Genomic DNA, 13,181 nt, shown 5'->3' with positions numbered 1-13,181 from the left:
CTCATGCTTTTCTCACACTGACTTCGCCGGCATGCAGCAGGCGCTCGCGGCCATCGATGCGCACGCGCAGCGCGCCATCGTCAGCCAAGCCGAGCGCGGTACCGTGCTGCCATTCGCCATCCAGCTGCACGCGCACTTCGCGCCCGGCCAGCATGTCGAACGCTGCGTAACGCAGCAGGAACGGCGCCAGCCCTTCCCGGTCGAATTCCTCCAGCGCCGGTAGCAGCCGTGCCAGCACCGCGGCCACCACCGTGTTGCGATCCACCGACGCGCCGGCCAGTGTGTCCAGGTCCACCCACGGCTGGGTGATCTGTTCGGCGAAGGCCGGCGGCATGTGCACGTTGATGCCGATGCCGATCACTGCACGCGCCGGGCCGGCGTATTCGCCACCACCCTCGGCCAGCAGGCCCACCAGCTTGCGGCCATCGACCAGCACGTCGTTCGGCCACTTCAGCTGCGCCTGCGTGTAGCCCAGGTCGTGCAGGGCTTCGGCCACGGCGACGCCGGCGACCAAACTCAGCCCGGCCAAACGGCCCAGGCCACCCTCGAACAGGCGCAGCACCGACAGATACACATGGGCGGCCAGCGGCGACGCCCAGGTGCGCCCGCGACGGCCACGGCCGCCAGTCTGGCGCTCGRCCAACAGGACGCTGACACCGCGCTGGGGCGCGCTGCAGCGCAGCAATTCGGCGTTGGTGGAGTCCACCGTCCAGGCCACCTGCAGGTCGTGCAGCAGTGCTGCGGCCTCCTTGGGCAGGCCGGCGCGGATGGCCCCGGCGTCCAGCAGGTCGACCGGCCGGGTCAGCCCGTAGCCCTCGCCTGCGCGACCTTCAACCTCGACGCCAGCGGCCCTAAGCCCTTGAATTCGCTTCCAAATGGCGGCCCGGGTCTGGCCCAGCTCACGGGCCAGGGCGTCGCCGGACAGGCGACCGGCAGCGAGTTTGGCCAGCAATTGGCGATCGTCCACGGCAGCCTCCACAAGGTCAGGACGGAATTATGCGGGAAACCCGCCAGCGGCGCCCGCCGGCCCCGGTTCCGGCGGGCTTCCAATCTGGCKCCGGGTTCGGGCTAGAATCGGGAACTCACCTTCCCTTAACGTGGATGTCGTCAATGCGCCGTTATGCCCATTGCCTGATCCTGCTGACGATGCCCTTCGCGGCRTCTGCMACAGCAGCGCTTGATGACAGCCGTGGCGCCTGCGTCTACTCGGCCAGCGATGCAGCCTCGCAGCGCACGCCGACCACCGCGCCGACAGCGACGGCCGCCAAGCCGGCACCGGTACGTCCGGCCGCCGCGACCAGCAGCGGCGGTGGCGGTGACGACGATGTACTGCAGCGCATCCGTGCGCCGAAGTGGCACAGCTACCTGCCGGGTATGTTCCGCTGATCAAGTCGTTGCTGCAGTGGTTGCGGCCCGCGCCGCGACCGATCGAAGACGCACACTGGAACGATGCCTGCCACCGCGCAGCGTGGTTGCGCGGCCTGGACGACGAACGGCATGCACGCCTGCGCGCGCTGACCACGCGCTTCCTGCATGAGAAGACCATCTCCCCCATCGGCGACCTGCAGCTGCAGCCGGCCGATGGCGTGCTGCTGGCCGCACTGTGCTGCCTGCCGCTGCTGGAGTTCGGCGAGGTGGGGCTGGAAGGCTGGTCGCAGCTGATCGTCTACCCCGATGCGTTCCGCGTGCATCGCAGCCATATGGACGCCGCCGGCGTACTGCATGAGTGGGATGACGAGCTGATCGGCGAGTCGTGGGACAGCGGTCCGCTGATTCTTTCGTGGGCCGATGTGCAGGCCGACCTGGCGGCACCGCATGAGGGTTACTGCGTGGCCGTGCATGAGATGGTGCACAAGCTGGATGCGCTCGACGGTGCGATGGACGGCACGCCACCGTTGCCGCGTGCGTGGCAACGCGAGTGGGCAGCTGACTTCCAGAGATCGTACGACGCGTTCTGTGCGCAGGTGGATGCCGGCGTGGAAACACGGATCGATCCGTATGCGGCCGAGGCGCCGGAAGAGTTCTTCGCGGTGGCCAGCGAGTACCACTTCTCTGCGCCGGACCTGCTGGCCGAAGCGTTGCCGGAGGTGGCTGCGCATCTGCGGCGGTTCTATGGTGAGCCGCCGGCAATGGTCGGGTGATTCATCCGTCCGCCGGGCATGCCCGGCGCTACCCGAGGGTCTACGTCGACCGGATCGGGTTGCAACGGATCGTTACGGCCCCGGCGGCAGCCGCACTTCGAAACGGGCGCCGCCCAGTTCGCTGGAACGGGACACCTGCAGCTCGCCGCGGTAGTCCTTGATCAGGTCCTGCACGATCGACAGGCCGATGCCGTGGCCCTGTACGCGCTCATCGCCGCGCACGCCACGCTGCAGCACCTTGCCGATGTCCTCCGGAGCAATACCCGGGCCATCGTCATCCACCGCCAGCAGCAGACCGGCGCGACGCGCATTCGGCGCCGGCAACGGCTGCGCGGTCAGCAGCACGCGGCGCTTGGCCCACTTGAACGCGTTCTCCAGCAGGTTGCCCAGCAGCTCCTGCAGGTCGCCCGGTTCGCCGTGGAAGCGCGCGGCCGGGTCGATGTCGAATTCGCACAGTACGCCCTTGGACGCATAGACCTTCTCCAGGCCGCGCACGATTTCCTCGGCGTTGGATTCGATCGGCAGCGGTGCCGAGAACAGCTTGTGGCCCGACGAGGCCGCGCGTRCCAGCTGGTAGGACACCAGGTTGTTCATGCGCTGCAGCTGCACGTCCAGCTCTTCGCGCAGGGCGCCATCGCCAGCGCCGCTGTCCATCTGCGTACGCAGCACCGCAATCGGCGTCTTCAGGCTGTGCGCCAGGTCGGCCAGGGTATTGCGCTGGCGTTCCAGGTTCTCACGCTCGCCCTCGATGAAGGCATTGATGCTGTCGGTCAACGGCTCAAGCTCGCGCGGGTGGCGCTCGCTCATGCGCTCGGTCTCGCCGCGCTGGACCTTGGTCAGTTCGGTGATCACCCGCCGCAACGGGCGCAGGCTCCACTGCAGGATGACTGTCTGCAGCAGCAGCAGGATCAGGCCGATGCCGCCCAGGTAGAACCAGACCCGGCTGCGGAACACGCGCAGCTGCGCGCCCAGCGCGCGCGAGTCTTCCATCACGTAGATGGTGTACGGGAATTCGGTGGCCGGGTCGGCGTCGGCATCCCACACCAAGCCTAGGCCATAGCGATACACCGAGCCCTGGCTGCCGTCGATCTGGATCATCGGCAGCGGGCCTTCGAATACTTCCTGGCGCGGAGCCAGCAGGCYGCCGCCGACGGTGGGCAGCATCGGGCCTTCGGCGGACATCGAATTGYCCTTGCCGTCGGGCATGACGACCTGCAGGTACAGGCCGCTGCCGGGCACGTCGAAACGCGGATCCGGCGGCTGCTCGCGGATGTACAGCGAGCGGTCGCGGGTGAAGTCGATGCCGGCCGCATAGGCGGTGGCATAGTTCTTCAGGCGCTCGCGCAGGTTCGCCTTCGCCGTATCGGCGAAGGCGGCATCAAGCGCGTAACCGGCCAGGGCCAGGAACGCGACCAGACCCACTGACGCGGCGAACATCTGGCGCGCCTGCAGAGAGCGCGGCCGCCAGCGTCGGAAGAACCACAGACGGCCGGACATCGTTTATCGCCTGTTGAAGGCCTCAGCCCTCGTTACGCGGAATCGCGAAGCGGTAGCCACGACCGCGTACGGTCTCGATCGGCTTCAGTTCGCCATCCGGGTCCAGCTTCTTGCGCAGGCGGCCGATGAACACTTCCAGCACGTTCGAGTCACGATCGAAGTCCTGCTGGTAGATGTGCTCGGTGAGGTCGGCCTTGGAGACCAGTTCACCGGCATGCATCATCAGGTACTCCAGCACCTTGTACTCGTAGCTGGTGAGGTCGACATTGCTGCCGGCCACGCTGACGGTCTGCGCTGCCAGATCCAAGGCAACCGGACCGCATTCCAGGGTCGGCTTGCTCCAGCCGGCGGCGCGGCGCAGCAGCGCGTTGACGCGGGCCAGCAGCTCTTCSACRTGGAACGGCTTGACCAGGTARTCGTCGGCGCCSTGCTTSAGGCCYTCGACCTTGTCCTGCCAGCTCGAACGCGCGGTCAGGATCAGCACCGGGAACTTCTTGCCTTCGTCGCGCAGCGCCTTGATCAGCTCCATGCCCGACATCTTGGGCAGGCCAAGGTCGATGATGCCGACGTCGAACGGCACTTCGCGGCCCATGTACAGGCCTTCTTCGCCGTCCTGCGCTGCATCGACGGCAAAACCTTCGCGCTTGAGCCGGGCTGCCAGGGTCTCACGCAGCGGGGCTTCGTCTTCGACCAGAAGGATACGCATGAACTCTCCCTAGTGTGCTGGGTGCGGCCCGGAGGCCTGTGGGTACGGGTTGATAGCGACAACTATCCCTGTTCAGGGGTTATCGCCGCGTAGTGATGACATATCCGACCGCGGCGTGCGCGGCTGTGAACGTGCCGGGGCGGGGTCGTCCATGTAGCGGACCCGACCGCGGTCGTCCATGTATTTGACCCGGTTGATGTCACGACCATCGAACGGCACACGCTCGGCGCCCAGGATGTGGCCACCGGTGGTGCGCTGCACGCGGCGCACGGCATCGGACAGCGAGCGCTCGTTGCTGGCGCCACGGCCTCCACGCTCCATCATTTCTGCGCGCCCCTGTTCCCGCTGCGGGTCCTGCGCCAGCGCCGAAGACAGCGGGGCAGCCGCCAGGACCACGCAGGTGGCCAAGGCAATACAGCGGTGGAAGGGAGCGGAAGACATCGATGCGATCCTAGCCGAGCACGGCGATTCGTTCAAAAGTCGTAAATCCGGGCACCGGAATGGAACCCGGCGTTTTACAAATCTTTTGCAAATTCTTGGTTTCGGGCAGTGAATCCGGTCTGAACTTTTCCAGATGCTCCAGACCGTTGTTCAGCTAAGTGAACATTCGGGACGAAACGGCCGCCCTTGTCAAGTCAGGAATGTGACTGACGTCACGCAGCGGCGCGATCGGCTTCGCGTTCGGTGACTGCCAGCGCCTGCTCGATCAACGTCCAGTCGGCACCGGGACGATGGGCGCCCTCGCTCAGCACCTGGCGGAATGCGCGGCCGCCGGGCTGGCCGTGGAACAGGCCGAGGATGTGGCGGGTGATGTGCTTGAGGGCCAGGCCCTCGCCCAGGCGGGCTTCGATGTACGGGCGCAGTGCGCGCAGCAGCTCGCCGCGCGGACGCAGTGGCGCGCCGGTCTGCAGCGCTTCCAGCTGATGCAGCAGGTAGGGGTCGTGGTAGGCTGCGCGACCGAGCATGACGCCATCGACGTGCGCGGCCTGCGCCTGCACCGCCTCGATGCTGGCCAGGCCACCATTGAGCACCACCGGCAGTGCCGGGCGCTCGTGCTTCAGCCGGTAGGCCCAGTCGTACTTCAACGGCGGAACCTCGCGGTTCTCCTTCGGCGACAGGCCCTTCAGCCAGGCATTGCGGGCGTGCACCACCACCATCGCGGCGCCGGCCTCGACCTGGCGGTCGACGAAACTGGCGAATACCTCGTAGTTGTCGTCTTCGTCCACGCCCAAGCGGCATTTCACCGTCACCGGGATGTCCACTGCCTCGACCATGGCCGACACGCATTCGGCCACCAGCACCGGCTCGCGCATCAGGCAGGCACCAAAGCGCCCGGCCTGSACSCGGTCGGASGGGCAGCCGCAGTTGAGGTTGACCTCGTCRTAGCCCCAATCGGCGGCGATGCGCGCGGCCTGCGCCAGCAGCGCCGGATCGCTGCCACCGAGCTGCAGTGCCAGCGGTTGTTCGCTGGCATCGAAACCGAGCAGGCGCTGGCGATCGCCATGGATGACCGCATTGGCGTGCACCATTTCGGTGTACAGCCGCGCACCCGGCGCCAGCAGGCGGTGGAACACCCGGCAATGGCGGTCGGTCCAGTCCATCATGGGAGCGACGGACAGGCGCAGGGAATCAGCGTAACGGGCGGTGGCGGACGTCATCGGGCGGTTGATCGTGGAGACTGGCATTGCCAGTGAGATCAATAGTTTACACCGGGCGGATGAATGGCGGCGGGCAGCCGGGGATGCAGGCCGGGTTGCCGCTGCCGCCCTTGCGTGGGGATACTCGGTACGCGAGTTCCTGTTGCACCGCATCTGTTGGAAGGGAAGCCACAATGAAACCGACTGCATCCTCGCTGGCGGGCTCTGGCCTCGCCTGCCTCACCCTGCTGACGGTGCTGGCTTTGGGCAGTGGTTGCAGCAGCGTCCGCGACGCACGCCTCGCCGAAATCAGGCCGGGCCCACGATGCGACCTCACCGAAGGCGCCACCTTCGACAACCGGCCGTCCTACCTGTCGGAAGGACAGGAAAATGCGCCCGTCGGCGCGCTTTCCAGGCTCTTTGGCGTCTACAACAAGGACATCCACCAGGTCACGATCCGCCAGGAGGCGAGCCGGCTGGTGGCCCGCTTCCATGCCGCCGACGGCACCGGCATCGAGGCTGCAGGCAGCGCTGCCAGCAAGAGCTACAGCGCCGAAGGAGAACAGCTGGTCATCAACCGGTGGTCATCGTGCAAACCGGGCGAGGCCGGCGCCGGCTGCGTCTGGTCACGCGTGGAACTGTCCTGCACGGTGGAAAACGATCTGGTGGTGAAGCAGGTGGACGGAGGCGCGGTCCTGCTGGCCCTGATCATCCCGATGGGCCAACGCAGGACCCAGTTCGGGGTGTACCGGCGGGTCGACCCTGCAGAATGAATCGACAGAAGGCCCCGGGTCGTTGGGCCCGGAGACTTCGGCCACAGTGCAGCAGGCTTACAGGCCGCGGTTGCGCACCTGCTCCTGCTGCTGTTCCTGCACGCGCTGGTTGAACTGGACATCCAGTTCCTCGGTCTGGCGGGTGCTGGCCTCGACCGACTGCGACACGGCCTGTCGGCTGTCGACGAAGGTGCGCTGCGCAGCAGGGTCGCCGACATTGCCCTGCACGGCGAACAAGCCGCTGCCATCCGGGCGTGCGACCACATGGTCGATCTGGCGCATGCCGGCGACCTTGCTCTCGTAGGCCAGCTGGCCGGCGGCGCGTTCGGTTTCCTGCGCATTGGCGAACAGCGGGCACAGGCCAGCCTGCACGCGCTGCTGCTGCAGCTCCTGTAGTTTCTCCAGGGCCTGGTTGAAGCGCGGATTCTCGGCATGCGAAGGATCGCGCATGCTGGGCGCTGCCGGTGCGGTCGGTTCGGTGCGTGCCGGGGCGGCGGCGGTCTGTGCGCCGGCCTTCACTGCGGCCGGGTCGTCCAATCGGCCCAGGGTTTGGCGGCCAGCCTTGCCATCCTGCTCCAGGCCGTTGTTGGCCTGGAACTGCTTGACCGCCGCAAAGGTGTCCTTTCCGTAGATGCCATCGGTCGCCAGCGGCTTGCCGTCGGCGCCCACGTGGCCCAGTGCCGCCAGCTTGCCCTGCAGCGCCTTGACCTCATCGCCGCGTTCGCCCTTCACCAGCATGCCGTCGGCCATCGGCGCCTGCTGCGTGGCACGTGCGGCCTGCGCGGCTTCGGGCCCCTGCGCGTGTACCTTGCCGCCGAGGGTGATGCGGTCGTTGAGCATGTCGCCGAGGTAGCGGCGGAACTGCGCTGGCTCTACTTCGATATGCGCGTGCACCGCGCCGGGTGACCCCACATCGGACTGGCGCACCAGCGGCGCACCGTACTCGACGAAATCGCCGGTCTTGTACGGGATGGAGCCGACGGCGCCGTGCAACACCTGGCCCACCAGTTCGCGGCGGGTATCGCCGGCCGGGTGGCTGAAGATGCTGATGGAATTGGTGCCGTCCTTGTTGAGCTGGACGTAGCCAGCCACCGGACTGGGAATCATCAGGCTGCGCCCGCCGGCACGGTCGGTCAGGATCAGGTCCTTCTGCACCAGCGGAATGCCGTTGGTGTCGCCACGCTTGCGCACGGCCTCCAGTTCACCGTCGACCATGTCCGCGGTGCGGTCAACCTTGCTGGCATCGCCAGCGCGCACAGCGGCGGCATTCGTTTTGGGATGGTGGATCTTCAACTCACGGAACGCGTCCTCGCCGCTGATGCCGTGGCGAAGGACGCGGTTGCTGCTGCCGTTGCCGAAGGGTTCCACCACGGAAATGCGCTCGCCACCGGGCGCTGCGGCGCCTGCAGGGCCAGTGTGTTGCTGCGCTGCGGCTGGCGCAGCCCTCGTCGGGGCTGCCGGCACAGCCGGYGTGGCAGGGGTAGCAGGCGAAGGCGCGGCAGGGCGATGCTGTGCGGCCTCGGCATCGATCGTGCGACGCGTCTGTGCGTCGGCCATGCCGGTGGCCGGCAGATGGTGCTGCTGCTGGAACACATTGATGGCGTGCTGGCTGCCCGCCCCAAGGTAGCCATCGGCGGTGATCGCTTTGCCATGCGCATCGGTCAGGCCCAGCGCGGCCATGTCACGCTGCAGCGCGCGCGCCTCGCGGTCGATCGCACCCAGCGTGGTCGGCCCGGCCTTGCCGTCGACCGGAGTCAGGCCATGGTCACGCTGGAAAGCTTCGACGGCCTGCCGGGTGCTGGCATCGAACTGGCGATCAGGATGGATCGCCTGGGCACCCGCGCCGCCATAACCCAGCGCGTGCAGGTTGTGTTCCAGCTTTTCCACCGCGCGGCCGGTAGAGCCCTCTTTCAGCACCTGCGGGCCACCGCCACCGTGCTTGTGCGAGCGCGCCTGTTCCAGCGCTATGCGGATGTCGGGATCGTTGCCTTCGGTGGCCGGCGCGAAGTCGCGGCGCCCCACTTTCAGATGTGCGCGATCCATCTCCGCCGAGTGGCGGGGATAGGCATCTTCATAAGCAGCGGCGACGTCGGCGGCCGCCAAGCCGGCATAGTATTTCTTGTCCTGGCGGATCTCGGCCGCCTTGTCGCGCAGGTCCTGGTAATCACCACCCCGCTTCAGTACGGCTTCCAGCTGCGGCAGTGTCCCCGGCAACTGGTTGGCGGACTTGGCGATCAGCGCGATCGCTTCGAAACGCTTGTCTTCTGCGATACCACTACCGTGCTTGTCCAGCATCGTCATGGCGATGCGGGTGGCGTTGCGCACCTGCGGGTAGTCCACGTGGGTGTGGATCCACTGCTTGCCTTCGGGCGAACCGGCCCAGGCGTTGATGCTGTCGCGGGTCGGGACATCGATGAAGCGGATCGAGGAGCGTTTGCCCTGGCCGTCGCCGTGACTGAGCAGGTCCGCGCGCAGATCGGCGCGGTCGCTGGTGAAGGGCRGATGGTGCGCTTTGGCGTAGCTGCTGGCCTGCTGGATGACTGCGTCCACGTAGGTCGTCTCGCCGGGCTTCAGCGCACGCTCTTCGGTGGCGCCCAGCGGCCATTTGCCGCGCTGGCCGAAGTCGACCTGGATGGTCCCCAGCGAATAGCCACTGTTGGCGGCCACCGCGCTGACCGTGCCCCATTTCGGCTCATCCAGTCCCTTGGTGATGCCGGCGATGCTGAGGTGGTACGACGATCCGCCACCTTCGGTGCCGCGTCCGACAGCGAAAAACACCGCGCCAGCGGTTGCGTCAAGGTTACGGGTATCGATGTTGTTCGGCATGGCTCACTTCCTTGTCCGTGGAGGGATGACCGTGTTGCGGATTACGGACCGATCAGGCGCAGATAGGTTTCCAGCTGATCGGCGCGCGCGCGCAGGCGCTCGGTGTCATTCAATTTCTGCTGCAGGTTGCCCGGCTGCGAATCGTCGTACAGCACGGTTTCCAGTTCGCCATCGCGCTGGCGCGATTGCAGCCACGCCCGTTGCGCGGCCAGCAGGCGGGCCTTGGCCGAGGTGTCGAGATGTCCCTGCAACTGCTGGTATGCCTGGTTCAACCGGCGGTCCTGCCGGTCCGATTCGCTGGACAGGCAGGCGGCCTCTTCGATGGAGCCCTGCGCGCGGCCTGAGCACGCCTGGAAGGCCGCGCTCAGCGCGGGCGCTGCATGCACCTGGCCGGTGCACAGCACCGCCATCGCCGCTAACACAATGCCCGAGGTCCTGCTCGCCATGGTCTGCTTCCTACCGGTCAATGCTTCAATGCGTTGCACAGGACGAATGCCCCGTCAGGGGGCCAGCATGCGCTTCTGCAGCTCCACTGCGCGGTTGGCGTAGCGGTTGATACGGCACGACTGCGCGTCCAGCGCCTGGCCCACGCTCTCCGTGGCCACACCGCAGCGCTTGTCGGTGTCTTCGGCCCAGTTCGCCTGCTCGTCCATCCAGCGGTCCTTGGCCGGGCCGTCGGGGCTGTCCATCAGCCGCGCAACCTGTGCTTCCAGGAGCGCTTTGTGGTGGGCGAGCTCGGTCGTGTCGCAGACTTCCAGCTGATCGTCCATACCCCGGGCATCCTGCACGCACCGGGTGTATTCGGGCCGCAGCGTTGCCTGGGTATAGGAGGTATCGGGCGGGCCACTTTGCGCCATCAATGCGTCGGCACGGTTCGCCACGCGGAACAGGCGGCACTCCTGTGCCTTCTGCAGGTCATCCACACCGGCATTGGACGGAGCGGCGCAATGACGGTCGGTATCGCTGCGCCAGGTTGCCTGGGTGGCAAGGAACGCCTGCTTCGCAGCAGCGTCGAGCCCGGTCACAGCCTTGCTGGCACCCTCCTGCAGGCGCCCTTCCTGATAGGCCAGTTCATCCTTGCCGCAGGCCTGCAGCTTGCCCGCATCCTCCACGCCATCCACGCACCAGCCATAAGCCGGGCGCAGACGACCGTTCGTGTAGGACGCATCGGGGTACCCGGAGGAATCACCAGACGCTGGGTTGGGGGTCGCTGCCGGCGATGCCGCGGCGAGCGGTGCCGGGGTGGGCGCCGCTTCGGCCGACGCAGGGGAAGAAGGTGCCTGGCACGCGGTGAGCGCCAGGCACAGGGCCAGCACCTTCCAGTACCGACGGCCGAAGGCGATCTGTTCATTGCCCCGACGGGCATCCATTGCCTGCATTGCTTGTATCTCCCTTGCGTGTCGCCAGCGGTCGCCGGCCGGGAGGGGCCGTCCATCGGCCCCATCACGGTGGCAATCCTACGACAGCGGCGGTTTCAGATGGCTGACTGGATTCAGCTTGCGCGGACGGCGTCGCAGAAACTGCCTGGCCAGTTCGAGGCATGGAGCCGCGAGCGCGCGGTCAATGTGCGCTGCCCCTGCCCCCCACCTGTTCGATCAGCGTCTGGCTGGCCGCGTTGAGGCCGACAACACTGACTTCGGCGCCATGCGCGGTCAGCTTTTCCTGCGCGCGCTGCAGCGCGGCGACGGCAGTCAGATCCCACAGGTGAGCCTCCCGCAGGTCGATCTGTACCTTCGGCGCCACGTGCTGGTAGTCGAACGCCGCACCCAGCTGTCCGGCGGAGGCGAAGAATACCTGGCCGCGCACGCGGTAGACCTGCATGTCCATGTCCGCAACGTCTTCGCGTTGCACGTCGAGCATGCGGCCCACCTTGCGGGCGAAGARCAGGGCAGACAACAGCACGCCGCTGAGCACACCCTTGGCCAGGTCGTGGGTGACCACGGTGACCACCACGGTCAGCAGCATCACTGCCGACGAGCTGCGCGGATGCGTGCGCAGGTCGCGCAGCGAGCGCCAGCTGAAGGTGCCGATGCTGACCATGATCATCACCGCCACCAGTGCGGCCATCGGGATCTGCCGCACCAGATCGCTGCCGTATACCACCAGCACCAGCAGCAGCACGCCGGCCACCAGGCAGGACAGGCGGCCTCGACCGCCGGAGGTCACGTTGATCACCGACTGACCGATCATCGCGCAGCCGGCCATGCCACCGAGGAAACCGGTGACCGTGTTGGCCAGGCCCTGGCCGACGCACTCGCGGTTGCGCTCACTGGGCGTCTCGGTGATGTCCTCGACAATCTGCAGGGTCATCATCGATTCGAGCAGGCCGACCACCGCCAGCGTGGCTGACACCGGCAGCAGGATGCGCAGCGTTTCCCAGGTGAAGGGCACATCGGGGATGAGGAAGTACGGCAGGCTGTCGGGCAGCTGGCCCATGTCGCCCACGCTGCGTACATCGATGCCGAAGCCGATGACCACGGCGGTGAGCACGATGATCGCCACCAGCGGCGAAGGCACTGCGCGGTTGATGCGCGGCAGCAGGTAGATGATCGCCAACGCGGCGGCGCACAGCACATACACGGTGGGGCCGCGGCCGATCAGCTCGGGCATCTGGGCCAGGAAGATCAGGATGGCCAACGCGTTGACGAAGCCGGTGATGACCGAGCGCGAGACGAAGCGCATCAGCGAGCCCAGCTTGAACACGCCGGCCAGCACCTGCAGCAGGCCCGCCAGGATGCTGGCGGCAAACAGGTACTGCAGGCCGTGGTCCTTGACCAGGTCGACCATCACCAGGGCCATCGCGCCGGTGGCGGCAGAGATCATGCCGGGGCGGCCGCCTGCAATCGCGGTGATGACGGCAATGGAGAAAGCAGCATACAGGCCGACCTTGGGGTCGACGCCGGCGATCAACGAGAACGCGATGGCTTCGGGAATCAGTGCCAGGGCGACGACGGTGCCGGACAGCAGATCACCACGGAGGTTGCCGAGCCATTGCTGGCGCAGGGGATAAGAGGTTTGCATGGGAAAACTCCGCGCACACGTGGGCTGGGCCACGTGGCGCTGCAGTGAAAGACGCGGGTTCCTGAGCCGGTTGGGCCGGCTGCCGAGGGGCGGCAAGGGTCAGGGTGGCGTGATCACTGCAGTGCGTCGTCGGGGAGCGTGGAAGGGGCGCAGTCTACGGGAAGGGGCCGGGCGGCTCAAATGGCCGCCCGGCTGCGCGGCCGCGTCAGTAAGTGTGGGCCGCGATCAGGAAATTAGGTAGCTGCCCGGCAAAGCTCTGATAGGACGCTCCATTCAACGATCGTGGTCGGTTTTCCCGGCGGCGGCAGTAGTTCAAGCGTAGCTGCGAGCTATTCGGGGTATTGATGAAAGGCTGGTAGCGCATGTTGCCGCGCAGGGTTGGACCACTGCCATGGAAGGCATAGATGTCGTGGCAAAGGCCAATGTCGGACATGAGGTAGGCAAGGTTTTCCCCAGGGCCGTTGAACAGGGGCCCCTGACGCAAATTGTCGGTTGACATCTCGGTGAAGCTAGGCACGCTGGCGCCGGACTTGTCGACCAGGCCGGCTATGCGCAAAGGGCGATTGGACATGTCCCATTG

Annotated in this window: 13 protein-coding genes; 3 read left to right on the top strand and 10 right to left on the bottom strand. The window is 66.8% G+C overall.

What is annotated here, in order from left to right:
* Window position 1 precedes the first annotated feature (1 nt).
* Entirely contained in the window at window positions 2–967 is a 966-nt protein-coding gene (gene birA, locus AC1VAN_RS00935) for a bifunctional biotin--[acetyl-CoA-carboxylase] ligase/biotin operon repressor BirA (protein ID WP_480985101.1), read from the bottom strand.
* 143 nt (window positions 968–1,110) lie between these two features.
* On the opposite strand from birA, the gene AC1VAN_RS00930 reads away from it, so the two are divergent.
* Window positions 1,111–1,386 carry a hypothetical protein gene (locus AC1VAN_RS00930; RefSeq protein WP_032978241.1) on the top strand — a complete coding sequence of 92 codons (276 nt, stop codon included), beginning with the start codon at window positions 1,111–1,113 and terminating at the stop codon, window positions 1,384–1,386.
* Window positions 1,353–2,141 carry a M90 family metallopeptidase gene (locus tag AC1VAN_RS00925; protein ID WP_193600430.1) on the top strand — a complete coding sequence of 263 codons (789 nt, stop codon included), beginning with the start codon at window positions 1,353–1,355 and terminating at the stop codon, window positions 2,139–2,141. The genes AC1VAN_RS00930 and AC1VAN_RS00925 overlap by 34 nt, the downstream gene beginning before the upstream one ends.
* A gap of 72 nt (window positions 2,142–2,213) precedes the next feature.
* On the opposite strand, the gene AC1VAN_RS00920 is transcribed toward AC1VAN_RS00925, so the two are convergent.
* The 4 genes from AC1VAN_RS00920 to dusA all read right to left on the bottom strand — a co-directional run bounded on the left by AC1VAN_RS00920 (window position 2,214) and on the right by dusA (window position 6,029).
* Window positions 2,214–3,638, bottom strand: a complete 1,425-nt coding sequence (locus tag AC1VAN_RS00920; RefSeq protein WP_480985100.1) for an ATP-binding protein — start codon at window positions 3,636–3,638, stop codon at window positions 2,214–2,216.
* A gap of 22 nt (window positions 3,639–3,660) precedes the next feature.
* Complete coding sequence (locus tag AC1VAN_RS00915) at window positions 3,661–4,344, bottom strand: response regulator transcription factor (protein WP_480985099.1); 684 nt, start codon at window positions 4,342–4,344, stop codon at window positions 3,661–3,663.
* Window positions 4,345–4,416: 72 nt separating this feature from the next.
* Window positions 4,417–4,785, bottom strand: a complete 369-nt coding sequence (locus tag AC1VAN_RS00910) for a hypothetical protein (protein WP_025878314.1) — start codon at window positions 4,783–4,785, stop codon at window positions 4,417–4,419.
* Between the two features lie 212 nt (window positions 4,786–4,997).
* Window positions 4,998–6,029: a tRNA dihydrouridine(20/20a) synthase DusA gene (gene dusA, locus AC1VAN_RS00905; protein ID WP_282280309.1), complete on the bottom strand. Its 1,032-nt coding sequence runs from the start codon at window positions 6,027–6,029 to the stop codon at window positions 4,998–5,000.
* 146 nt (window positions 6,030–6,175) lie between these two features.
* Here dusA and AC1VAN_RS00900 point away from each other — a divergent pair, with 146 nt between their 5' ends.
* Window positions 6,176–6,754, top strand: coding sequence for a hypothetical protein (locus AC1VAN_RS00900; protein WP_282280310.1), 579 nt, complete (start codon window positions 6,176–6,178; stop codon window positions 6,752–6,754).
* 57 nt (window positions 6,755–6,811) lie between these two features.
* Here the strand turns inward: AC1VAN_RS00900 and AC1VAN_RS00895 are convergent, their stop codons facing one another.
* The 5 genes from AC1VAN_RS00895 to AC1VAN_RS00875 all read right to left on the bottom strand — a co-directional run.
* Window positions 6,812–9,580, bottom strand: coding sequence for a peptidoglycan-binding protein (locus tag AC1VAN_RS00895; RefSeq protein WP_480985098.1), 2,769 nt, complete (start codon window positions 9,578–9,580; stop codon window positions 6,812–6,814).
* A gap of 41 nt (window positions 9,581–9,621) precedes the next feature.
* A complete protein-coding gene (locus tag AC1VAN_RS00890; RefSeq protein ID WP_033832800.1) occupies window positions 9,622–10,026 on the bottom strand; it encodes a lysozyme inhibitor LprI family protein in 405 nt (134 codons plus the stop codon).
* 54 nt (window positions 10,027–10,080) lie between these two features.
* A complete protein-coding gene (locus tag AC1VAN_RS00885; RefSeq protein WP_282280312.1) occupies window positions 10,081–10,950 on the bottom strand; it encodes a hypothetical protein in 870 nt (289 codons plus the stop codon).
* Between the two features lie 190 nt (window positions 10,951–11,140).
* Complete coding sequence (locus AC1VAN_RS00880) at window positions 11,141–12,601, bottom strand: SulP family inorganic anion transporter (protein ID WP_480985097.1); 1,461 nt, start codon at window positions 12,599–12,601, stop codon at window positions 11,141–11,143.
* 205 nt (window positions 12,602–12,806) lie between these two features.
* A partial coding sequence (locus tag AC1VAN_RS00875; RefSeq protein ID WP_480985096.1) for a hypothetical protein occupies window positions 12,807–13,181 on the bottom strand: 375 nt, incomplete at its 5' end.

This window comes from Stenotrophomonas sp. 05L44_2 (genome assembly GCF_056665995.1).
This window is presented reverse-complemented; position numbering and strand designations above follow the sequence as displayed.

What these genes read in the sequence shown, in the direction of transcription:
- AC1VAN_RS00910 (WP_025878314.1), bottom strand. Translation starts at nt 4,785, where the DNA reads ATGTCTTCCGCTCCCTTCCACCGCTGTATTGCCTTGGCCACCTGCGTG.
- AC1VAN_RS00885 (WP_282280312.1), bottom strand. Translation starts at nt 10,950, where the DNA reads ATGGATGCCCGTCGGGGCAATGAACAGATCGCCTTCGGCCGTCGGTAC.
- AC1VAN_RS00900 (WP_282280310.1), top strand. Translation starts at nt 6,176, where the DNA reads ATGAAACCGACTGCATCCTCGCTGGCGGGCTCTGGCCTCGCCTGCCTC.
- AC1VAN_RS00890 (WP_033832800.1), bottom strand. Translation starts at nt 10,026, where the DNA reads ATGGCGAGCAGGACCTCGGGCATTGTGTTAGCGGCGATGGCGGTGCTG.